Source organism: Streptomyces albiflavescens, assembly GCF_014645835.1.
Lineage (GTDB): Bacteria > Actinomycetota > Actinomycetes > Streptomycetales > Streptomycetaceae > Streptomyces > Streptomyces albiflavescens.
On record NZ_BMMM01000024.1, the window covers coordinates 63,382 to 84,109 of the forward strand.

Here is a 20,728-nt window from a genome sequence, read left to right on the forward strand (position 1 = left end):
CTGCGCTCTCGGAATCCCTGGTCCGAAACGAATTGGAGCAGGTTTCTCGCGAAGGTTGCCCAGCGGCCAGCGAGTTCTGGATTCTGGAACTGAACGGGGAAGGGCATCGGCGCGGGGCGGGCCAAGCGAAAGTTTCGGTTCAGTGCGTCAGTGAGGACGGTGAGTGGTACCGATTCCGGGCTGAGTGCGGGGGCGGTGAGGCACCACCTCGTAGAATCATTTCATCTTTGGATGTCAATTCCGTCACCGAGCATCTGAAGCGTTTTGTTTCGAGAGTTCCAGCCACCTTCGGTTGTGTCACCGATGACGGGGGTCATGGCGGGGAGACCATGCTGGAGGTCATTCATCGAGCTCGATGGGCACGACTTCATTGACCCGTGTTCAACGATCCGAAACAGGCCGACAGGTTCCCGTCGGGTCGATGCGGTTCATGCCGTCCACGACCGAACCTGATGTGTCGGTTGACTGGACGCGTACGAGCGAGTCGTGGGGCAAGGAATTCCCGTGCGACTACCGGTAGTTCATCGAGGTGTACGGGTCCGGGACAATCCAGGACTACCTGGTGATCCAGGATCCCGAACCCAAAGGGGATCGGCCGAAGTCCGCATTCGGCGGCATGCTCCACGAGGCGGTGAACGCCGAGCACGCATGGGCGACGACTCGGAAATCACCCGAGCCGGTCGGGACGAACCCGGAGCTGATCGCTTGGGGGTGGACTCCAGCGCGGACATCCTGTGCTGGGGCGCCTCCGGTGAAGACCCCGGTATCTGGCCGGTCCTGGTCTACAACAGGGACGACAGCCTGTGGAGCCGCTACGACTGCGGGATGGTGGAGTTTCTCTCGCGACTACTGCGAGCGGACCTCGACGACTGCTCACCCCATTCCGTAGGTATCCGTTCGCCTGACGCGTCGGTCGCCCGCACCGTACTTGTACGGTGCGGGCGACCGACGCGTCAGGCCTTCGTCATCCTTGGATTCACATCTTGGAGCGTCATGTTTGACATCACCTTTGTTCCGGACTCCATGCGGGATCTCACCGAGAAGCAGCTCGCCAAGTTGGAGCGGGCCAGTGAGATGGATTTGCGGTACGAGTACTTCAAGGCAGATCTATCCATCGCCGCTGATGAGTTCGGAAACGAGCAGTTCCCGGTGACGCCGGCCCTCGATTTCGTGTTCTGTGTGCTTCTTGCGGCCGGTGATATTCGGCAGGGTAATCCTGGGCGCATCAGCTTCACGGAGAACGATCTGCTGATTCATTTCACCCGCGACGGCGAAACGGTGACCGTGACGAGGTCCTGGGATCCCGTGCCCGGGCACTGCACGGTCGCCGAGTTCCTCGCTGTCGCCGCCAGATTCTCCACGGACGTCCTGGAATTCATTGCGCGGCGCTATCCGGCCTTCCAGGCAAATCCGGCCCGTGGGAAGCTAGTCGGCATGGTGGGAGAGTTGAAGGCGTCGTAGACGTACCGGCGGCTGTTCTTCGGCGCCGACCCGGGCCCTCCGCTCCCGTTTTTCGGTGAGCGGAGGGGCGGCGACGCTTCGCCGCCCTCTCCGTGGTATCGCTTGGTTAGGACTCCCGCACCGCTATGAGAGGCGAATTCGTGATCGAACATGTCTCCCAGGAAACGAAGCTCCAATACGAGCGAATTGTGGGAGAGGTGCGGGAGACGCTGCGCCTGGCCGGAATTCCTCTCACGGACCGCAAGGGGAATTCGGGTGCGCACGTTTACATTGATACGTTTCTCAATGCTGGGTCGGAAGGTGGTTCGGAAGGGGTCTATGTCGAGTGGCTGTCCAGTGCTGAGTTGATGGCGAAGGTGGATGATTGTGCCGAACGCAGTGATTTCGAAAACCCTGTGCTTCCCTTTGCGGATGCGGTGTTGGACGCCGTGCGAACGATGCTGAGGGATGTTCTGGAGGGCGCGGGGTGGCGGGCTTCCCTGGACGATGTTGGCGTACACGAGGAAGGCGTTCGAGTGTTCGGCCGGAGCGGTCCGGCGCCCGGGCTCGACTGAGCAAACTCTGCATTCTGGTCCCGCTGCCGCTGCCGCTGCCGCTGCTGGCCGTGGCATTGTGCAGCGGGCCGTAGGCGGCTGCCCTTAGGGTCCTCCAACGAGGTGGCGGACGACCGGTCGGTAGGCCGCCCGCCCTGCCGTCTGGGAACGGGATGCGGGCGGCCGGGTCGGGGCTGCTACCGGGCGTTATCGGTGCGGCAGCGGGGGCAGCGGGGGCAGCGGCACGGAGGCCAGGCGAGCGAGTCTGCGAGGCGTTCCGGGTCGGGGGTGGCCGTGATGGTGTGTCGTCTGGACTGTGCGACGCGCTTGCCGTCAGGGGTGAGCCGGTAGATGTGGATCGTCAGGCGGGATGTCCCGGGCGGGGGTGGGGTTCCGGCGTTCACCGCTCACCCTCCGACGCGTGGCAGGCGCACGGGCAGTGGCGGGCCAGCAGCATGCCCACGCCGCCGGGCATTGGCACGTCCGCCGTCTGGCGGCACTCGCCGTGCAGGTCCTCGTAGCCGGGCTGTTGGGCGAGCGCGCACTCGGCCGACAGCCACGACTGGTCCGCGCTTTCCCTTGTCACCTGTGGCTGCTTCATGGTCGCGCCCATCACGCGACCCCGTTGGCGCCGACCACGTGCCGGTCGAGGTCGATGCCGAGGTCGGCCGTGAGGACCAGGGCGAGCCGCCGCCGCTGATGCTGCCGCTCCCGTTTCCGCTCGCTCTCGAGAACGTACGGGCGGACGACAGCGTTCGCGTTGCCGTCGAGCGGCGTGTCCAGTCCGTACGCGCAGCGGTGCACCGGGGGCCACGGCATGGCAGTTCGGGGCGATTCCGGCGTGTGCGCGGGGGCCGATAGGGCGGGGCGGAACCCGGCGCGGCGCCTGCCGGAACCGGGTGCAAGAACCAGCCGGAGCAATTCGGCAATGCGGCGGTTACAGTCGTGCATGTTGACGCTCCTACTCAGCGTTGGCCGCGCCCCGGGAGGTCTAGCCACCTCGCCGGGGTCTTGTCGCAGCCATCGACGGTAGGAGCGGTTCGGCCGTGCAAGGGGTATGTACATACCCCCCTTGTGGAGGGGTACAGGTTGTACCCATCAGGCTGCTACGCCGAGCCGGCGTGCCAGTTGGCGCGCGTCCTCCCTGATCATTGCGTTGTTGCCGGTGGCGAGTTCGGCCACGGCCGGGCGAGCGAACAGGTTGAACCGCACGGTCTCCGGCGCGGTCTCGTACGCCTTCTTCAGCAGGTGAATCACGGCCACGTCCTCGCCCTGGAGCCGGTAGGCGCGTGCGGACTCCACTAGGTGGAAACTCCGGCGCGTCGCCGAGGGCATCGGCGCGAGGTCGATGTGCGTCGCGACATCGATCGCCGGGCCGGAACGTACGAGGTCTGCGTTCATGGTGATCGCGTAGGCGTCGACCATGCCCCGCCCGAAGATCAGCCACGGGTGCGCGTAGCCGTCGCCGAGGCGGCGCGCGGCTTCGTCCGCGCGGTCCCAGTGCCGTTCGGCATCGCCCCGGCGGCCCACCTTGGCGTACGAGAGGGCCGCTGCCAGGTGCAGGAGGCCCCAGCGTGCGAGGTCTTCCGGACCGTGCTCGGGGTTGAGGAGACCAGCTGCCTTCATGGCGAGGTCGACGCGTGCCTCGTGTCGCTCTCCGGCGTCCCTGAAGACGTGGTTCATGTACCAGGCCGCGGCGGCGATGGCGTGCGGGTCGTCGGCGTCCTGCGCTGCCGTCATCGACCGGTCTCCGGTGAGCATGACGAGTTCGGGCGCGGGCTGGAAGCTGAGGTACAGCTGCGCCAGGTGGTAGGTCTCGGCAAGCGCGACCAGGGCACGGCGCCGGTCGGTGCTTTCCAGAGCGTGTGCGGCGTGCCGGCAGTCGATCAGTAGGTCGGGGAGCAGGGCGGCGAGGCTTGTCCGGTGGTTGCCGACTCCGTGCCACAGCTGCCACGCCTGCCGTACGCGCGCGGCCAGCGCTTCGGCGGTCTCCGGTTCCTCGTCGGCCCCGTTGAAGTCATAGGTTGTGAGCGCTGCCTTCACCGAGGGCAGCGCCTCGTGCGCGGCCTTGCTGTAGGTGGCGGTCAACAGCCGTTCGTCGCCGGTCAGTTCCGCCAGGTCCTCGACTCCGAGAACGTCGGCCAAGCGCAACAGGATTGGCAGGCGCGGAATCTGGAGGCGGCCCACCTCAAGGGCCTTGACCCATTCCGAGGACCGGCCGACCAGTCCGCCGAGGACGGCCCGTGTGAGGCCGGCGCTCTCACGCGCCCGCCGGAGGCGCTGCCCGAAGGTCGAAGGTGCCGGGGTATCGGTGTGCTCAGGCATACTGAACTCCGTTCTGAGGTCGCATTCAGAACGGTACCCCTGGGCCTCCCAGGGGTAGCAGCGATCGGCCCCTCCTTGGTGGGGGCCGTCGCCCTGCCGATGCCAACGAACCTGAGCCGGCAACCCACGTGGGGACGCGGACAACAACGTCACGTACCTGGAGGAGGCCAACGGCGCCAAGGCCGCGTACTGCTACGACCAGAAGACGGGCTACCCGCTCTGGCAGCGCGACGCGGAGAACAACAAGGCGGGCGTGCCCGACCAGACGGCCACCTGCGTCTTGGACTCCACCAAGTGGCCGGCGAACGCGGCGAAGTACGAGTATCAGACGCGCGCGGACGGCTTCTCGGCGGACCTGTTCCGCAAGACGTCGCCGGAGGGCCGCGCCTGGCAGTTCGGCTACGACTCGTTCGGCAACGTGAAGACGGTCACCGACCCCAAGGGTGTCGCGACGCCGACGGCTGGCGACTACACCACGTCGTACGACTACGACGCCTACGGTGAACTGACCAAGGCAACCGACGCCAACGGCCACGCCACCACGTACAGCGGCTTCGGACCCACCGGTTACCCGACGACGATCACGGACGCGAAGTCCAACGCGACGACGTACGAGTACGACGCCCGCGGCCAGGTCACCAAGGTCACCGACGCCAACGACAAGGTGACCACGCAGACGTACGACACGTACGGTCGCCCGCTGGTCAACACAGTGCCCAAGGACACGGGCGTGGTGATCACCACCCCGGCGCCGGTGTACGACGAGAACGACAACGTCACGAAGTCGACGGCGCCGAGCGGCGCGGCGTCGACAGCGGTGTACGACAACGCTGACGAGATCACGTCGGCGACGGGGCCGGCGAACAACCAGACCGCCCCGCGGACGTCGACGTACACCTACGACAAGGTCGGCAACGTCAAGACGACGACCGAGCCCAAGGGCACGGCGACGACGACGGATGCGACCGACTACGTTACGACGAACACCTACGACGAGATCTACCAGCTCACGTCCGTGGTCAACGCGAACAGTGACAAGGTCTCGTACGAGTACGACAACGTCGGCAACGTCACCAAGGTCATCGACCCGAAGAAGAACGCGACGACCGACACGACCGACTACACCACCAAGACCGACTACGACCTGGACCACCGGGTCACGGTCGTCACGGACGCGGCCGGCAAGACCACCAAGAAGGGCTACGACAAGGACGGCCTGGTCACCTCGGCCACGGACGCCGAGAACAACACCACGCTCATCACCTACGACGAGTGCGGCAAGCAGACCGAGGTCAAGGTCCCGCACGAGGGCACCACGACACGCTCGACGAAGTACGAGTACGACCAGGTCGGCAACACCACCAAGGTGCTCACGCCGCGGGCGACGGCGGCCGGTTCCACCGACGCCTTCACGGTCCGCACGTCGTACGACGAGCTGAACCGCCCGGCCAAGCAGTACCAGCCCTACGACCCGGCGGACTCGCGCTACAACGACCCGAACGTCTACACGGAGACGACGTACGACAAGGTGGGCCAGGTCGCGAAGACCTCGCTGCCGCCGTCGGACGGCGAGACGGTCCGCAACGACACCACCTACAGCTACTTCGACAACGGCTGGGCGAGGTCGTCCGCGGACCCGTGGGACATCACCACGACCTACGACTACAACGAGCTGGGTCAGCAGATCAAGCGGACTCTGACCTCGGCGGGCGGTTCCTCGGACCGCACGATGTCGTGGTCGTACTACGCCGACGGCTCGCTGAAGTCCCGCGCGGACGACGGCGTCCCGGTGGGCAAGTCGGTCGTCCTGGCCGACAACTCCGACACCCAGAACACCTCGAAGACCGGTACCTGGACGAAGGGAGACATCACCGGTCAGCAGGGCTACAACCACGAGACCCACGCGGCCGGAACCGGCACGGATGCCTACACGTGGACGCTCAACATCCCCAAGGACGGCACGTACGCCGCGTACGTGAAGTTCCCGAAGGTGACGGGCGCCGCGACGACGGCGAAGTACACGGTGACCTACGACGGCGGGACGGCCGACAAGACGGTCGACCAGAACGCCACCGCCAACCAGGGCACCTGGGTCTCGCTGGGTTCCTTCGCCTTCAAGCAGGGCAACGCGGCCAAGCTGCAGCTGTTCCAGAACAGCGGCGGAGTCGTGGTCGCGGATGCCGTCAAGCTCGTCCGTGACACCACCGGTGACCCGGCGGACACGGAGAAGGACAACTTCACCTACTCCTACGACCCGTTCGGCCGCGAGGAGTCCAGCGACGGCACGACGTAGGGATCGCAGGGGCCTGGTCGCAGAGCCATGGCCCCTGCGATCCCCGGACTTGTGCAGGTACAAAGGGGGTTGCGTGTGGGGAGCTTGATCAGGACGTTCGGCCTCCTTTCGGCCGCACTGCTGTGTGCTGGCGGCTGTTCGGGACTTGACCCTGCCGACGATATTTCGAGTTCGTCGTGTATGAGTGAAATCGGTGGTGACCTGTTGCCGCAGAGATTCGACGTGACTGTTCCCGCGCATGCCGACGTCGTCAGGTGTCACACCGTCCGCACGTGGGACAGTGACTCACTCTCACTCGTGTTTGACGGATCGCCAAAGGTGGTGGATCAACTTCTCGGCCAATACGGCCATCAGTTGGCGGACTTGACGTGGGATGACGATTCGGTCCTCGTTCGCGACGAGCAGTGGGGGATGGGCAAGTGCTTCCCCGACGGATTGAAGGGGAAATGCTTGTACCTGAAATTCCAGACAAACATAGGATACTGCGCTGCCGTTGCGGAAAAGCTCCCTAACCGTATGGTGCGGTTCAGCTTCAGTGTCGACAAGGTGTGACGCGGGGCTGGTATGTGCAAATCCACGGAAGTCGGGGCAGGACGGTGAAGGCACTCGTGAACTCCGTGGTGATCGCGTCGGTCGCGTCGGCCCTCGCGCTCGCCCTGCGGGGCCTCGGTCGTCGCCGCTCCGGAGCTTCGAGTTCGACGGGCCGCTCCTTTTCGCCGCTCGTTGCGCTGGCGGTCACCACCGTGCTCATCTACGTCAACCAGGTGCTGTTCACGGTGTACGTGCTGCGCGTTCATGGTGGCGACCCGTCGTTCATCGCGCGTTACCTGCCGACCGGGTGGTTCGACCTGGCCACACACGACCCCATGATGCGATCGCTCGGTCGTGTCCTTCCCGCGCCGGAGCTTCTCGCTACGTCCGTGCTGCGGGTGCAGGCCTTCCTGGAACTGCCCTTCGTGCTCACCGCGTTCGCGACGGTTGCGCGTTGGTTCGACGCCGACCTGTACCGGCGGATCGCCTGTTCCGCGCTGCTTCCGTTGGCGTCCGTGTCGTACACCGTCGTGTTCTGTCTGGTCGAGTGGGATCTGCGGAACCCCTACACGAACGATGATCTGGTCATACGGGCCGTGTCTGCCGTGATCACGCCGGTCCTCCTGGCCCGTTGGGCGGCGCGTGACGCGGGGGTGTCCCGGGCGGCCGCCTCCGTGTCGGGGCTTTTGGTGTTCATCGGGTCGCTCGGCGCCTTGGGTGTGCTCGTTCTCGTCGTGTACGACACCGCCCTGCTCTACAACCTGGGGCGCCTGGACGACCGTCTTCCAGTCGTGATGGTGGCCGTTGCCGCGCTGACCGGGTTGCGCTGGGCCGCGGGCCGCCTGCCGGATCCGTCCGCTCCTGGTCTGTCCTCGGCCTTCGTGTGGCAGGTGCTTCGCCACTGGCTGGGGCTCTTCCTCGTGCCCGCACTGGCAGTGCGTTACGGGGTCATGTTCGGGACTCCGCAACTCGCCGGAGCCATGGAATTGTTGATGGCTGCCGTTGCCGTTGTACTGGCCGGGCGGGACGTGGTGGTGACTTCGGGCGGAGGTCGGCGGCTCGCGCTGGTGCTGGCCGGCCGGGTCGGGTGTGCGGTCCTGGCCGGATCGGCCGCCGCGTACGGGGTCGCCGCGCTGACTCCTCGGTCTTACTACGAGGTCACGCTGCTGTCGGCGGCGGCTGCGTTCCTGGTGACAGGAGTTGCGGTGTGCGGGCTGCTGGACGCCGGTGCGCGATGTGCGTCCGCGACATGATGGCCCGCATGAAGTGACCGTCTGTGTACGCACGTTCCGGCATGGTGCGCTGTTCGAGAACATCGCGGTCGAGGACGCCCAGGATTGGCAGACGACATGCTGAGGATCGAAGAGCTGGAGGCCGCGCTTCCGTCGATGACGCAGTGGCGTGTGCCGGGGGCGCAGCGTGGATCGGGCTGCCCTCGAAGCGGACCTGGGCACGGCGCTGCCCTCCGACTACCGGTCCCTGGCGGAGGCCTACCCCCCTCATTGGACTCCGCCCAGCGCAACAGGCCACCGGGCCGCGGGTAGGGGACGTAGTCGACTACCTCTACTGGAGGATGAGCTCACCCGACCCGGACTCCTGGCCCGTGGTGGTGTGTGGAGCCAACGGCGACTGGTCGGAGTTCCCGGTCGGTGCTGTCGAGTTCCTGGCCGGCGTGTATCGGCGCACCGCGGTGTGTCGCCGTTCACGGCAGGACTGTGCGGTCCTGATCACGCAGATCCTGTGAAGCGTGATCCGAGAACCGTCGTCCTGAACCTGACGTGTGGTTACGCTCGCGACAGGGGGGCGATGATGACTGAGCCGTTGACGTTCGCAGCCATGGGCGGGGTCGCGCTCAGCGAGGGCATCAGGTTTCTGTACGGCTAGGCGGAGGAGCTGCTCAATCGGCGCCGTGAAGCACGTGCGGAGGCGTCGGGGGCGGAGTCGGCTGGAGCCCCTTACGTCACACTGTGCGTCCCGAAAGGAATCGAGTTGAGAAGCGCCAAGGCTATTAGGGTTATTTCTCGCGTTCTGGGGTTGATTGGGATTTTCGCCCTGCTGATAAGTGCCCTTGTCTTGTCTCCCAAGATCCCGGGCGCCGGTCTGACGAGGGCCAATACTGATTCCGATGCGAGTGCCTCCAGCCTATTCATGCTGCAGGCTGCCATGGTGATGTCAGCGCTGGGGGCTGTCCTGCTCGGCTGGCGGGAACGCAAGATCGGGATCTCTGCTCTGGTCCTGGTTGCTGCAATTTCACGCTATCTGTCCCTTGCTGGATTCATCTACTAGATGATCAATTCCAAGGGATGGGCGGTGAGTCGACCGTTACGATCAGGACTGGGAGGTGGGAGCTCTGGGGAGGGTGGCCTGTGGGTGGCATGGCGGGTCTCGGACGCCGGGGGATGCTCTCGCTTATTGCGGTGATGATGCTTGCAGCGTGTACGTCAACTGAAAAAAGCGCAGACAGTGCCAAGGTCCGCACAGATCTGGAGCCCCTGGAGCGTCGGTTCGCTGCGCTCGGCCCGCTGTCCGGCGCACACTGGCTCGGGACCGCGCTGGGCACCGATTCGAGGGTGTCCGTTCCGGGCCCTACTGATGTGCGTGTAGTGGGAACTGCCCAGCTGAGAGCAGGTGCCGTCGCTGCCATCACTGGCGCACGGCACCGGAGCTTTCAGCCTGATACGCCAAGCCGGCTTCCTCCTGAACTCGCCGAGTTCATGCCGACAGGCGCCAGGTGGGTCCGGAGCAACGCCCTCGACCGTGAAATGACGGGCGGGACGTACTTCGGCACGTTCTATCTCGATCCAGGCACGGACACGGTCTACTTTGACACGACCAATCCAAACGTTTCCGCCAGCTCCGGACCGTGATCGAGTCCTGCGGTTATCCTGCGGAGCCGAGGCGAAGGTATCCAAAGTCAGTGTATGACGCCCGAATTGGACGCTCTCGCTACCGCACTGAATGTGAGAATCGACGACTTGCTGACGACCTCTCCACGGCTCGCTCCGTGGCGGCCGAAGATCGGCATCGCGCTGCTTTGGTGCCGGAGCCGTTTTTCGTGCTGGGGGAGTGACGTGTGGTTCGACTGTGACCCTGAGCTGGAACTCACCGAGGAAGGCCTGCGTTTCGTCACCGCCCTGCGGGAGCGGGCGGAGGCCGGCGCGTGGTCCTGCGATCCGGACGACACGTACGCGACCCTCGCCGTCTTCGAGAACCGCACCGAGCTCCTGGTCACTCTGGACCTGCGGGACCCCGTCTCCGAGTCGGACGCGCACATCGTCACGGTTGGGGCGTTCTTCACCGGCTCGCGTCTCATCGGCGGCGAGTTCCACGACCAGCTGTACACGCTGGAACGCACGCTGGAAACCGCGATCGAACTTTCGGGATCACCCGAGTTCCTCGCGGAACGCGTCGCGGAGTGGTTCACGGCCATGCTGGCCCTCCCCATCCTGCGAGACGACTTCATCGTCGACGGCCGCGTCGTGAACCGCCAGTGGGTCCTGGCCAGAACCGGCAGGCAGTTGGCCTCCGATTTCCGGGTGGAGCCGGGTGACCCTGTCGGTCGTACGGTTCAGGTCCGGGGTGAGGTTTCCGATCGCTGAAGAGCGTCCGGAAACGGGCGGCGATGCGGGGATTCCACGTGAGTTCGGTTCATCGGATTCGATGGAGGACCGAGATGCGCCGGATGCCAGGGGGTCCGCGGGAGCGTCACCTTCATCGAGTCGCAGCCGGGGAGGGAGTCTTCCATCGTCACTGTGGACGGAGTCGTTTCGACCTCGTCCGCGTGGGAGGAGGGTCGGCCCGGTCAGCCCGGTGCCACGGTGGAGGCGGTCGACAGGCCGATCAACGCGGCGCATGATTCATCAGCGACCCCACCCTTACGGGCGAGAGCGAGGCAGGCAGTGACGGAACCAGGCGCGGTGGACCTCATCCACCTGGGGGACGCGGACGGCAACCGCTGCATCGTGCGTGTCACCGGGCGCTCCAGGCCTGGTGTGCTGCCGGGTCACGACACCCTTCGGGCCGACGTGTTCGCATCGGCGGACTTCGTCGACGCCCGCCTGGATGTCTATGTCTTCCAGCGGGACCTCGATGCCTGGCAGCGCGACTTGACCGGTATCGCGCCTGGGAAGGACGCGAGGATCGGCAGGGACCGCGGACTCGAACTCGTTCTCCACATGCTCGACGACCGCTCCCTGGCCGTAACCCTCCACGATCCCGACCGTCTCACCACGATGCTGCGGATCCGACCGGAGGAGAACTGGGTCGACGAGCACCTTCAGCGCCTTGAGCAGGTCCGGCGGATCTGGCCCAGCGAGGTGGTGGAGACGGGACCCATGACCTACGCGTGGAGCCCCGACCGGCAGGCCTGACTCGCCGCCCTGCCGACCTGTTCAAGCTGATCAAGCGCGGGGCAGGGCACTGCTCTTGAACGCGTCGACGACGGACGCGTGACAACGGCCGTTCGATCCTGAGGGCGATCGGGCGATCGGGCGATCGGGCGGTCGGGCGGTCGGGCGATTCGTCCGGAAGGTTCCCGTGCTCGTATCCCGCCGCGCGACTGTTGTATAACCGGGCCGCCATCGCACTCCCCGTCCCTGTCGAACCTGCCGAAGGGTTGCCTCGTGCCGTCCGGAATACATTTCAGCGCGCGTGGGCGCCGTACCGTCGTCGCCCTGGTCGCGGCTGCCGTGACCGTAGCCGGGTGTTCCCCGAAGGACGGCAGCCGGAAGTCGTCGGGGAGTCACGGGTCCTCGCGGACAGCGCAGGCCCAGCCCGAGCCGAAGAGGACATCGCGGCCCCCGTCCGCGCCGAAGCCGAGAACGGCCGCCCAGTTCGTCGCCCGGGCCCGGCAGGCCATGAGCGCCGAGAAGGGGTGGACGTTCGCCCTCCACGGCAGCGAGTCCCTCGTCATGGCGGGGCAGGCGCCGTCCACCGCCACGTACAGCGCGACCGCGCACCGCACCACCGCCCCTGAGGCGCTCCAGCAGACCGGCACGATCACCACCAGCAAGGGGGAGCGCAAGTCCGAGGTGGTGTACGTCGTCGGCGGCACCGGTTACGTCAAGGAGGGCGGCGAGGCCTGGAAGAAGGGGCCGCTGTCCGATCGCGACATCGCCAATGATGTCGAGGATCCCGTGGTCGACCTGGACGCGTTCGGGGCGTACTCCAAGAGCGCGAAAGTGAGCCGTACCGGGGCGGGCGGGGCTGACGTACGGCTTCAGGTCACCGCTTCCGGCTGGCAGTTGTCGGCCGCCCGAAGCCGTCCCGCGCTGAAGCGGGCGGTGCGGGAGATGGAGCCGGCGCTGGTTCAGCTGCGGGGTGCCGGGGTGACGGCGACCGACAGTCAGATCACGCTCAAGAGCCTCACCGAGACCTGGGACCTGGACGCGGCGCACGGCTACCGGCTCACCTCGCACCGCTATGCGTACACGTTCCTCATCCCGTACCGGGGCGGTGACATCACGGTGAGCCAGGAGGTGCGCGCCGACAACCGTGGCGTGTTCGGCGGAAGTGTGGCCCTGCCCTCCGGCGCCGCAGCAGCAAGGGAAGCAGCCTGATGAGTGAGAACGGCAGCGGCAGCGAGATCGTCGACGTCGCGTACGGCGAAGGGTGGGACTCCGGGCGCGGGGCCGTGCTCGGGCCGATCAGCAGCGAGGCCGCGGCCGCGCGGGACGCCGCGGGGGAGTCGTACGCGGTGGTGCTGCGGCAGGCGGACCACCCCGCCGTGGTCGTCGCGCATGTGGCCTGGGCACGCCACTACCTCGGGCTGTGGGTGTACGACGCTCAGGGGCGGCGCTTCCTCGAACTGGACCTGCGGCGCCTTGAGGCGGAGCGGCTCTTCCTCACCTACAGACGCGCCTGGGCGTACGCGAGCGACCAGAGCCCGGAGTTCGCGGCGGACGCCGGGCGGCTGACGACCCGGCTCCGGCCGGACGAGCGCGGCTCGCAGATCGTCGAACCACAGGGCGACAAGGGTGGTTCGCTGCACACGGTCGCGGACGTGCCCGAGGAGCAACGATGGTTTCCCGCTCCGCGGTTCGGGCGGTGGGAAGGGCTGTTCGCGCCGCTCGGCATCGACATCGCGGACCGGTGCGAGCTGCGGGAGGTCGCGGACGCGGCTGTAGGCAGCGAGGACGCCGAGCCCAACTGGCGGCCGCCGGAAGGGTTGCGCCCCCGGCACCTGAACGAGCTGTTCACTCTGGGCGCCCGCTTCTCGACGCCCGAGGCGGAGTACACCGTTTGGGATCCGATCGCGGCGGGGACGCTGCGGCTGCCGAGCGGGCGGCTGGTGGCGCGCGACCCCACGTACGGGCAGTGCGAGCAGGACGCCGGGTTCACGGTGACCGTGGCGCCCGGGAGTTACCCGGTGCAGCTCGCCTGCGCGGCGTACACGGCCGAGAGCCGGGGCCGGACGCTGATCTACGACGAGTTCACCGCGGCCCGCGTGCTCGTCTCCGAACAGCCAGCAGTGCACTGGGAGTTGGCGCTGCTCGAAGGCCAGGACGAACGCGTCCTGCGGGACGGGGAGTTCTACGGCTTCGGCGTGGACGCGGGCACCGGCGCCTTCGTCGACGCGACCATGGCCGAGCAGCTGGGCCGGCGGTTCTGGGACGGCCAGGTCGCGGGCACGCAGGACGAGGACGACAACGGCATCGCGACCGTGGACGACCCGGCCACCGGCGCCAACCTGATCGCCTACCCGAGCGGGCGGGGCGACGGCTCCTACCCCGTGTGGATCGGCCGGGACGCGGACGGTGACGTCACGTGCTTCGTGGCGGACATGCTGATCCTCGACCAGGCGGAGCTCCTGCCACAGCAACTTTAAGGTGAGCGGATGTTCGAGAACGAGGTGAACGAGACGCGGGCGGTGCTGCCCGGCTACGCGATCGACGTCGGAGCCGAGCCGCTGGACCGGCCCGCGCGGAACTCGGTAGGGGGCTGGCCCTTTCTCGACGACGGCCAGGAGTGGCCCGAGTGTTTCTGCGGCGAGCGGCTGGCGCTGTTCTTCCAGTTCGACATACCCCTGAACGTGGAGCCGTTCGGTGGAGACCACCTGTTGGTCTTCCACTGCCGCGCTCACAACGACGCGTCCGAACCTGAGCTGACCGACGACGGCCGGCTCGTGCCCGCGTACTGGGACGCTCCGCGGCCGCCCTACCCGCGTCCGTTCTGGCGTGTGCTGCTCCAGCGCCACGCGACGCGGCCGACGCCGGATCGCGAACCGTCCGTGCGTGCGCTGCCGTTGACGCTGCGGCCTCTGGCGGACACCCTCGACCGGCACGGGCGAGGAGTCCCCGGATTCAATGTGGGCGGTACGCCGTCCTGGGCGCAGGATCCCGAGTACTACCGATGCGCGTGCGGCGCCGATCTGATGCACCTCTGCCAGGTGCCGGAGGGCTGGTCCTTCGACGTCCACCCCGGCTTGCCGGAGCAGCCCTACACCATCTACGCCGACACCTACCTCCTGTTCCTCGGCAACGAGGTCTATCTGCAGGCCTGCCCGGCCCACTGCGACCCGGCGGCAGTCTGGCCCGTGAACCAGCACTGACGGCGGGAGCACATCTGATGCGCCCGGCCGATCGGCTTCGATGGGCCCCGGATCGCTGCGCTGCCCTGACGCACATGGACAGCCGCCGATTCCTCATGGACGAAGGGCTGCCCAAAAGGTCGCTGCTCTTCACCTCCGTCGAGCCCATCAGCAAGGTCGCGGCGTGGGTTCAGGGACCCCAGCGGTACGTGGTGCTCGGCAACTACACCGACGACGAGAGCTTCGTGCTCGACATGGACGCCGGAACGGTTCACTTCGGGACCGGGGCGGGTGATCCTGTGTGGCCGGTCAACTCGGGGCTTCGGAAATTCGTCCGCTGCCTGGATGCGGCAGAGGGGGAGTTCCCCTTCTACGGGGCGGGCGCGGGGGTCGAGGAGTACACACGCGTCTCCACCCGGCTGAAGGCGCTCGTCCGGCATATCGACCCCACCTGCTTCGCGGCGGAGGGCTCGTTCTGGGCGTCCCTCCTGCACGACATCTCCATCGGTGACTTCTCGACCGAGGACGTCGACTGGTGGCCCTCCGCGGGTGAGAAGTGAAGCCCTGAACAGGGAGCGTTGTCGGTGGCGGCCCGTAGTGTCCTCGCCCATGGGATTCTTCGGTTCGTTCGTGATAGCCCGGTGTGATGGTCCCCTGGCGGAACTCCCCGCGATGAGTGAGGCGGGCGGTGACCTGGCGTGGTCGGTCAGGGACGGGGCCTGGCAGATGGTGCAGCTGCACGGCGGTGGTCGACCCGCCGCGTCGATCGTCCAGGACACGCGAGCCCCTGTGCTCGTCGCTCTCGTTTTTGACAGTGATGTGGTCGCAGTGGAGGCGGCGAGCCCGAAGGGACCCAGGTGGGAGTGCACGCTGGCGCCGGAGATGGCGATTGATTCCTACGGCGCCCCGGAGCAGGTCGTCGAATGGAACGAGGCGGCACTCGAACCCGCGTTGGCGTGGGCGAGGGAAGCCGGTCATGAACCAGACGCAGAGGCCGTGACGGCAGCCCTCTCGGCCGAGGCGGACCCGTTCGCGGAGGACCTGGTGAGAGAGCTGGCAAAGGCTCTGGGGTTCCGCTTCGCCTGACCGCGCGGGGCGCTCCCCGGCGGTCGCGTCCGCGGCGGCGGAGGCCGAGGCGGGAGGAGCCGGAGTGGCTGCCGGAGGGCGATGTGGACGCGGACGAGGTGCCCGGCTTCACCACCCGGGACAATACGGAGGCGCACCCGGACGACCTCGTTCCCTCCTCCGGAACAGGGCAAGGGCCGGTCGGCGCGCCGCTTCCCGAGCGGCATCGATCTCCAAGGAGCGTGCACATGAGGCCCCGTGTGGCTGTGGCTGCGCCGGCGGTTCCGCTGCTTTCCGAGGGAGCCTGCATGTCCTATAAGTTCGTGATCGTCCACCGGGCGGCCACGGAGCGCATGGTGGACGTCGGCAGCTGATGGCCGTGAGAGTACTCGTGGACGCCGCGGTTCTCGCGTCGGTCGTAGCGGCCCTCGCGCTGACCCCGCGTGCTCTGGGCCGCCTCCCGGATCCCGTCAGGGCGGCGGGCCGCTCCGTCTCCCCGCTCGTGGCACTGGCACTCGTGACCGGCCTGATCTACGTCAACCAGGTGCTGTTCACGGTGTACGTGCTTCGCGTGCACGACGGGGACGTGTCGTTCATCGCGCCCTATATGCCCGCCGGGTGGTTCGACCTGGCCACGCACAGCCCGGTGCTGCGCTCGCTCGCCCGCGGCTTTCCCGCGCCGGAACTCCTCGCCCCCTCGGTGTTGCGGGTGCAGGCGTTCCTCGAACTCCCCTTTGTCCTGCTGGCCTTCGCCACGGTGACGCGCTGGCTGGACCCGGGCCTGTACCGGCGGATCGCCCGGTCCGCTCTGCTTCCGCTCGCCTCGGCGTCGTACACGATCGTGTTCTGCGTCGTCGAATGGGACCTGCACAACCCCTACACGGCCGACGACATCGCGATCCGGGCCCTCTCCGCCGTGCTCACACCCCTGCTCATCGCCCGCATGGCGGCCCATGACTCCGCCGACGCCCGGCCAATGACAGCCGTGCGCCTCCTGCTCTTCATCGGGTCACTGGGGGCTCTGGGGGTGCTGGTCCTCGTCGTGTACGACACGGCGTTGCTCTACAACCTGGGCAGGCTGCCCGAGCGAACTCCACTGGCCCTTGAGGGCGTTGGCGCCCTCGGCGTACTCCGGCTGACGGCCGCCCGACTTCCGGCCCGCTCTCCCGAACCGGGTCCCGCGGTCACCTTGGTGGGGCAGGCCGTGCGCCGCTGGCTGGCCCTCTTCTTCGTCCCCGCTCTCGCGATCCGGTACGGCGTCACTTTCGGAACGCCCGCATTGGCCGCGGGCGCAGGCTCGTTGACCCTGGCGATGGCCGGTCTGTATGCCCTGCGGGACGCGTCGACGGTGCAGGATCCTCGCCCATACCGGCATGTGTTCGGACTGGTGGCACAGCTCGGCGGCGCCTCGCTGGTCGGCGCCGGTGCGGCGTACATGGTCGCTCGTTGGGCCGCGGGCTCGTACTACGAGGCGACGCTGCTCCTGGCGAGCGCCGCGTTCCTGGTCGCGGCGATCACGTCGTGCGGGCTCCTCGATGCGGGAACCAGGCGCCGGGCGTCCAGTCCCTCTCGTCCCCTGCGACTCAGCTCTGGTAGGGGGAGGCGGAGGCCATCCTGACCGCCGTGACGAACGCCGTCCACGCGCCGGCCGTGAAGACGACGGCCGGGCCGTGCGGGTTCTTGCTGTCGCGGACGGGGATGTGGGCGGGGCGGGAGTCGCTCACTTCGAGGCACTCGCCGCTGTCGCCCCCGCTGTAGCTGGACTTGCGCCACATTGGCACGACCGAGGCGTCGGGGATGCTGACGGGCTCACTGCTACGCATGCTCGTATTCCTCCGCGATGGACCTGATCAGGGCCAGGGACGCGCGGTGTGACAACGCATCCCCCAGACCGTGATCGTAGACGGCCTGGCACTGGCGCACTACGGATGGGACTTCCAGTACCCGGCCCGTTTTGAGGCCTTCCACGTACGCGACCGGCGGCAGATCTTCGAACCACATCAGCGAGACAAAACCCTCCATCAACGCGTGCAGGCCCACCGAGAAGGGCAGCACATGCACGCGGATCCGGTTGCTCTCGCCCAACTTCAAGATGTGCCGAAGCTGTTCGCACATCACCGCCGCGCCTCCGACCGGGCGCCGCAGCACAGCCTCGTCGAGCAGCGACCAGAACACCGGTGAGTGGAAGTCGTCGAGGATGCGGCCTCGTTCGAGGCGTGTGACAAGCAACTTGTCACGTTCCTCGGGAGTTTTCGGCGGGAAGCCGGAGCCGAGCACCTCGCGTGCGTACGCCTCCGTCTGCAGAACGCCCGGCACCAGCTTCGGGCCGTACACCCTGATCACCTTCGCCTGCCGCTCCAGCTTCAGGGCCTCGCCGAAGTGCTCGGCGACCTTTCCCTCGCCCAGCGTCGGCAGGAACTCCACGAAGAACCCGCCCGTACCCAGCACTTGATCCAGCCGTCGTGCGTCCTCCACGTCCGGCCTGCGCCGCCCCGCCTCGATATGGGCGATGTGCGAGCGCGACATGATGGCCCGCAGGCTCAAGTCCTCCTGCGTGAGCCCGGCCTTCTCGCGTCGCCGTTTGAGTTCCTTGCCGTACTTCTCGCGTGACTGCGGGTTGTCCTCGATGGCCATCGCCAACTCCCCAGAGTGCAGACGCCGTTGTCACAAGCAAACCCCTACCGAGCGTAACTCCCATCACCCCAGTGTGTGATCGGAACTGCACAGAACGTGAGAGGCGGGACTGGGGATGGATGAGGTCGAGGGTGACGAGGGTGGCGCGTACATCACACTCAGGGTCTCGCGGGACAGTGGTCGGACCTGGGGGCCGCGGACTACGTACCAGCCTGGGCGTGAGGCACTGCCCATCGAATCGGGCGGCCGATTCCCGCCGTGCGAGTGCCCGCGGTGCGCTCACCTGAAGTGACCCTGCGTGTACCGATGTTGATGCACGGTGAGCGCGAAGGCCGGGCCGTGGGCGGAGTCTGTCGTCCTGGTCCGGGTCTGACCCCGGGGAACGAGGAACTCGCGCCGCTCGGCCCATGGTGCCGTCAGTCGCTCGGTACCTCCTGGTCGCCGAGGATCAGCATGTCGGCGACGAAGCACGTGATCTCGCCGTCCGCGTCGCGCCCGATCCACACCGGGTAGGAGCCGTCGCCCATGCCACTCGGATAGGCGATGAGGTTGCCGCCGGACTCCGGGTCCTCGCTGACGAGGATGCCGTCGGGATCGGCGTCCTGGGCGCGGGCGTTCTCGCGGCCGGTGAGCCGGGCGGCCGCCGCGGCGTCCACGAAGCAGCCGGTGCCGCTGTCCACGCCGAAGCCGTAGAACTCGCCGTCCCTCAGGGTGCGCGGGTCCTCGCCGGGGCGCAGGGCCAACTCCCATGCCACCGTGGGTTTTTCGGAGATGAGGACGCGTGCCGCGGTGTAGTCCTCGATGTGGACCGGCGTGTCCTCGAACGCGCTCGTGTAGGCGGCGGTCGCGATCTCCGTGCGGTAGTCGCCGGGGGGTACGACGACCGTGAAGGGCTTGCCGGGAGTGATCCAGTCCGGGTCGCAGGCGATGATCTGGCCCGTCGGGAGGCGCAGCACCCCGGCGTCGATGACGCGTTGGACGACGTACGGGCCCGCGTCGCCGTCGTACGGCGGGGAGAAGCGCGTGCCGGGCGTGAACGTCCCGTCGAGGTGGCGGGGACGCAGGGGAGTGGGCGGCTTCCAGTTCGCGGTGGCGAAGGCGGTGGCGAGGGGCGTCGGATTCGTCTCCGGCGCCTCTCGGAGGGCGTCCGGGAACTGCCCGTCGGTCACGAGGGCCACGGTCCACTCCCAGGCGCCGAACTCGGGTGCCGGTACCCAGCGTTGCTCGTCCGGCATGTTGGCCATGGTGTGCCGGGAGCCGCCTCCGCTTCCCTGCGGTTCGGACACCTTGCGGCCGCGGCCGTCCGGGTAGAGGTCGACCCGGACCCGTCCCGCCTCCGCCGCGAACTCCGGCAGGTCCTCGCTGTCGTAGCGCCATTGCCCGAGGTGGCGAAGGAAGAGACGCTCGGGCTCCAGGCGGCGCATGTCCATTTCGCGGGTGCGCCGGCCCTGGTCGTCGTACGCCCAGACACCGAAGTAGCCGTGCGCCCAGGCGATGTGCAGTACCGCGACGGGCTGGGGGCGCCCCTCCTCGCGCAGCACCACGGCGTACGGCTCGCCCGCCGTGTCCCGGGCCGCGGCCCGGGGCCTGCTCATCGGGCCGAGAACCGTACGGGACGCGGCGTCCCAGTCCTCTCCGTACGTCACATCGATGATCACGTCTCTTCCAGCGCGCCGATGGCCGAAACAGTCACAGGTGGTGTGGCGGTCAGCAGGGAGTGATCTCGGGGGCGATCGGCGGCAACGCCCATGGCTCCAGGGTGCCGTCCAGCCACTCGGTCAGGAATTGGACGGCGCCGCCGGTGTAGTGCCACCAGCCGCCGTTGCGGGAGGCGACGGTGACCGGCCAGTCGTCGGGGGTCGCGCCGCTCGTGGTCCACAGGAGCTTGTCCCCCTCGTTCGACTCGGCCCAGGGGAGCAGGCCACCGGGGGCGGGATGGGGGCGCAGGCCGAGGGACATGTCCGACTCCCACCAGGCCTGGACCACCTCCAGGGCGCTGTGGAAGCCGCGCAGGTGGTCGTGCTCGGTGCCCGGCTCCGGAAGGCCGACGAGCAGGAAGTCGTCGAGGGCGAAGGTGGGGTAGAGGGCGGCGAGCAGTTTGAAGTCCGCGGGGAGTGCCGTGCCCAGCCCGCCCTCCAGCGGCGGCCAGGCGAGTGCGGCGGGCTCGGGGCGGCGGAGTCCGACGAGTCCGGGGACCGCCCTTTCCAGTGCACGCAGGGACTCGGCGGGGTCCGTGATCCGGCGGCCCGGTGCCTGGGTGCCTATGAGGTCGTTCATGGCGGACAGCGTGTCAGGGGGGTGGGTGTGACAGCGGCCGATCGGTGGATCGGCCGGCGAAGAGGGTGATTCGTCCGGAGA

23 protein-coding genes and 1 pseudogene are annotated in these 20,728 nt (G+C 67.6%); 17 read left to right on the forward strand and 7 right to left on the reverse strand.

Translation table 11 applies throughout. The annotated features are described in order from the left end of the window. Positions 1-648 precede the first annotated feature (648 nt). Entirely contained in the window at positions 649-1,461 is an 813-nt protein-coding gene (locus tag IEY95_RS42495; protein WP_189191622.1) for a hypothetical protein, read from the forward strand. Positions 1,462-1,601: 140 nt separating this feature from the next. After that, positions 1,602-2,015 (forward strand): hypothetical protein, encoded by a 414-nt coding sequence (locus IEY95_RS42500; protein WP_189191623.1) that lies wholly within the window; start codon positions 1,602-1,604, stop codon positions 2,013-2,015. 379 nt (positions 2,016-2,394) lie between these two features. Here the strand turns inward: IEY95_RS42500 and IEY95_RS42505 are convergent, their stop codons facing one another. From IEY95_RS42505 to IEY95_RS42515, 3 genes are all read right to left on the reverse strand, one after another. Then, positions 2,395-2,595: a hypothetical protein gene (locus IEY95_RS42505; RefSeq protein WP_229703734.1), complete on the reverse strand. Its 201-nt coding sequence runs from the start codon at positions 2,593-2,595 to the stop codon at positions 2,395-2,397. An 11-nt stretch (positions 2,596-2,606) separates the two neighbouring features. Continuing rightward, on the reverse strand, positions 2,607-2,813 hold the full coding sequence (locus tag IEY95_RS50495) for a hypothetical protein (protein WP_308429407.1): 207 nt from the start codon (positions 2,811-2,813) through the stop codon (positions 2,607-2,609). Between the two features lie 279 nt (positions 2,814-3,092). After that, the gene (locus tag IEY95_RS42515; RefSeq protein ID WP_189191625.1) at positions 3,093-4,319 is read right to left on the reverse strand and encodes a helix-turn-helix domain-containing protein; all 1,227 of its coding nucleotides are present in this window, start codon (positions 4,317-4,319) and stop codon (positions 3,093-3,095) included. 253 nt (positions 4,320-4,572) lie between these two features. Here IEY95_RS42515 and IEY95_RS42520 point away from each other — a divergent pair, with 253 nt between their 5' ends. From IEY95_RS42520 to IEY95_RS42580, 15 genes and pseudogenes are all read left to right on the forward strand, one after another. Then, positions 4,573-6,612, forward strand: coding sequence for a golvesin C-terminal-like domain-containing protein (locus IEY95_RS42520; RefSeq protein WP_373294662.1), 2,040 nt, complete (start codon positions 4,573-4,575; stop codon positions 6,610-6,612). 75 nt (positions 6,613-6,687) lie between these two features. Continuing rightward, on the forward strand, positions 6,688-7,164 hold the full coding sequence (locus tag IEY95_RS42525; protein ID WP_189191626.1) for a hypothetical protein: 477 nt from the start codon (positions 6,688-6,690) through the stop codon (positions 7,162-7,164). Between the two features lie 56 nt (positions 7,165-7,220). After that, complete coding sequence (locus IEY95_RS42530; RefSeq protein ID WP_189191627.1) at positions 7,221-8,396, forward strand: hypothetical protein; 1,176 nt, start codon at positions 7,221-7,223, stop codon at positions 8,394-8,396. 320 nt (positions 8,397-8,716) lie between these two features. Then, positions 8,717-8,887, forward strand: a complete 171-nt coding sequence (locus IEY95_RS42535; protein WP_229703735.1) for a hypothetical protein — start codon at positions 8,717-8,719, stop codon at positions 8,885-8,887. 245 nt (positions 8,888-9,132) lie between these two features. Continuing rightward, complete coding sequence (locus IEY95_RS42540) at positions 9,133-9,429, forward strand: hypothetical protein (RefSeq protein WP_189191628.1); 297 nt, start codon at positions 9,133-9,135, stop codon at positions 9,427-9,429. A gap of 635 nt (positions 9,430-10,064) precedes the next feature. Continuing rightward, a pseudogene (locus tag IEY95_RS51120) lies at positions 10,065-10,172 on the forward strand (IS982 family transposase); the annotation flags it as partial. 42 nt (positions 10,173-10,214) lie between these two features. After that, positions 10,215-10,742 (forward strand): hypothetical protein, encoded by a 528-nt coding sequence (locus IEY95_RS42545; RefSeq protein ID WP_189191629.1) that lies wholly within the window; start codon positions 10,215-10,217, stop codon positions 10,740-10,742. 300 nt (positions 10,743-11,042) lie between these two features. Then, positions 11,043-11,513: a DUF5959 family protein gene (locus tag IEY95_RS42550; RefSeq protein ID WP_189191630.1), complete on the forward strand. Its 471-nt coding sequence runs from the start codon at positions 11,043-11,045 to the stop codon at positions 11,511-11,513. Between the two features lie 486 nt (positions 11,514-11,999). Next, positions 12,000-12,701: a hypothetical protein gene (locus IEY95_RS42555; RefSeq protein ID WP_189191631.1), complete on the forward strand. Its 702-nt coding sequence runs from the start codon at positions 12,000-12,002 to the stop codon at positions 12,699-12,701. Continuing rightward, on the forward strand, positions 12,701-13,969 hold the full coding sequence (locus tag IEY95_RS42560) for a DUF4241 domain-containing protein (RefSeq protein ID WP_189191632.1): 1,269 nt from the start codon (positions 12,701-12,703) through the stop codon (positions 13,967-13,969). The genes IEY95_RS42555 and IEY95_RS42560 overlap by 1 nt, the downstream gene beginning before the upstream one ends. A gap of 9 nt (positions 13,970-13,978) precedes the next feature. After that, a complete protein-coding gene (locus IEY95_RS42565) occupies positions 13,979-14,692 on the forward strand; it encodes a hypothetical protein (protein WP_229703736.1) in 714 nt (237 codons plus the stop codon). Between the two features lie 17 nt (positions 14,693-14,709). Further along, positions 14,710-15,231, forward strand: coding sequence for an SUKH-4 family immunity protein (locus IEY95_RS42570; RefSeq protein WP_268240550.1), 522 nt, complete (start codon positions 14,710-14,712; stop codon positions 15,229-15,231). Between the two features lie 166 nt (positions 15,232-15,397). Further along, on the forward strand, positions 15,398-15,757 hold the full coding sequence (locus IEY95_RS42575) for a hypothetical protein (RefSeq protein ID WP_189191634.1): 360 nt from the start codon (positions 15,398-15,400) through the stop codon (positions 15,755-15,757). 227 nt (positions 15,758-15,984) lie between these two features. Next, complete coding sequence (locus IEY95_RS50295; RefSeq protein ID WP_268240551.1) at positions 15,985-16,110, forward strand: hypothetical protein; 126 nt, start codon at positions 15,985-15,987, stop codon at positions 16,108-16,110. Further along, positions 16,110-17,354: a hypothetical protein gene (locus IEY95_RS42580; protein WP_189191635.1), complete on the forward strand. Its 1,245-nt coding sequence runs from the start codon at positions 16,110-16,112 to the stop codon at positions 17,352-17,354. Before IEY95_RS50295 ends, IEY95_RS42580 begins: the two co-directional genes overlap by 1 nt. Here IEY95_RS42580 and IEY95_RS42585 read toward each other — a convergent pair. The 4 genes from IEY95_RS42585 to IEY95_RS42600 all read right to left on the reverse strand — a co-directional run bounded on the left by IEY95_RS42585 (position 17,320) and on the right by IEY95_RS42600 (position 20,647). After that, positions 17,320-17,559: a DUF397 domain-containing protein gene (locus IEY95_RS42585; protein ID WP_189191636.1), complete on the reverse strand. Its 240-nt coding sequence runs from the start codon at positions 17,557-17,559 to the stop codon at positions 17,320-17,322. The genes IEY95_RS42580 and IEY95_RS42585 overlap by 35 nt on opposite strands. Further along, positions 17,552-18,370, reverse strand: a complete 819-nt coding sequence (locus IEY95_RS42590) for a helix-turn-helix domain-containing protein (protein ID WP_189191637.1) — start codon at positions 18,368-18,370, stop codon at positions 17,552-17,554. Before IEY95_RS42590 ends, IEY95_RS42585 begins: the two co-directional genes overlap by 8 nt. A gap of 416 nt (positions 18,371-18,786) precedes the next feature. Then, positions 18,787-20,028 carry a DUF4241 domain-containing protein gene (locus IEY95_RS42595; RefSeq protein ID WP_189191638.1) on the reverse strand — a complete coding sequence of 414 codons (1,242 nt, stop codon included), beginning with the start codon at positions 20,026-20,028 and terminating at the stop codon, positions 18,787-18,789. Between the two features lie 49 nt (positions 20,029-20,077). After that, complete coding sequence (locus IEY95_RS42600; RefSeq protein WP_189191639.1) at positions 20,078-20,647, reverse strand: SMI1/KNR4 family protein; 570 nt, start codon at positions 20,645-20,647, stop codon at positions 20,078-20,080. Positions 20,648-20,728: the final 81 nt, after the last annotated feature.

What these genes read in the sequence shown, in the direction of transcription:
- IEY95_RS42495 (WP_189191622.1), top strand. Translation starts at nt 649, where the DNA reads ATGGGCGACGACTCGGAAATCACCCGAGCCGGTCGGGACGAACCCGGA.
- IEY95_RS42505 (WP_229703734.1), bottom strand. Translation starts at nt 2,595, where the DNA reads ATGAAGCAGCCACAGGTGACAAGGGAAAGCGCGGACCAGTCGTGGCTG.
- IEY95_RS50495 (WP_308429407.1), bottom strand. Translation starts at nt 2,813, where the DNA reads ATGCCGTGGCCCCCGGTGCACCGCTGCGCGTACGGACTGGACACGCCG.
- IEY95_RS42515 (WP_189191625.1), bottom strand. Translation starts at nt 4,319, where the DNA reads ATGCCTGAGCACACCGATACCCCGGCACCTTCGACCTTCGGGCAGCGC.
- IEY95_RS42535 (WP_229703735.1), top strand. Translation starts at nt 8,717, where the DNA reads ATGAGCTCACCCGACCCGGACTCCTGGCCCGTGGTGGTGTGTGGAGCC.
- IEY95_RS42555 (WP_189191631.1), top strand. Translation starts at nt 12,000, where the DNA reads ATGAGCGCCGAGAAGGGGTGGACGTTCGCCCTCCACGGCAGCGAGTCC.
- IEY95_RS42560 (WP_189191632.1), top strand. Translation starts at nt 12,701, where the DNA reads ATGAGTGAGAACGGCAGCGGCAGCGAGATCGTCGACGTCGCGTACGGC.
- IEY95_RS42565 (WP_229703736.1), top strand. Translation starts at nt 13,979, where the DNA reads ATGTTCGAGAACGAGGTGAACGAGACGCGGGCGGTGCTGCCCGGCTAC.
- IEY95_RS42570 (WP_268240550.1), top strand. Translation starts at nt 14,710, where the DNA reads ATGCGCCCGGCCGATCGGCTTCGATGGGCCCCGGATCGCTGCGCTGCC.
- IEY95_RS42575 (WP_189191634.1), top strand. Translation starts at nt 15,398, where the DNA reads ATGGTGCAGCTGCACGGCGGTGGTCGACCCGCCGCGTCGATCGTCCAG.
- IEY95_RS50295 (WP_268240551.1), top strand. Translation starts at nt 15,985, where the DNA reads ATGAGGCCCCGTGTGGCTGTGGCTGCGCCGGCGGTTCCGCTGCTTTCC.
- IEY95_RS42580 (WP_189191635.1), top strand. Translation starts at nt 16,110, where the DNA reads ATGGCCGTGAGAGTACTCGTGGACGCCGCGGTTCTCGCGTCGGTCGTA.
- IEY95_RS42585 (WP_189191636.1), bottom strand. Translation starts at nt 17,559, where the DNA reads ATGCGTAGCAGTGAGCCCGTCAGCATCCCCGACGCCTCGGTCGTGCCA.
- IEY95_RS42590 (WP_189191637.1), bottom strand. Translation starts at nt 18,370, where the DNA reads ATGGCCATCGAGGACAACCCGCAGTCACGCGAGAAGTACGGCAAGGAA.
- IEY95_RS42600 (WP_189191639.1), bottom strand. Translation starts at nt 20,647, where the DNA reads ATGAACGACCTCATAGGCACCCAGGCACCGGGCCGCCGGATCACGGAC.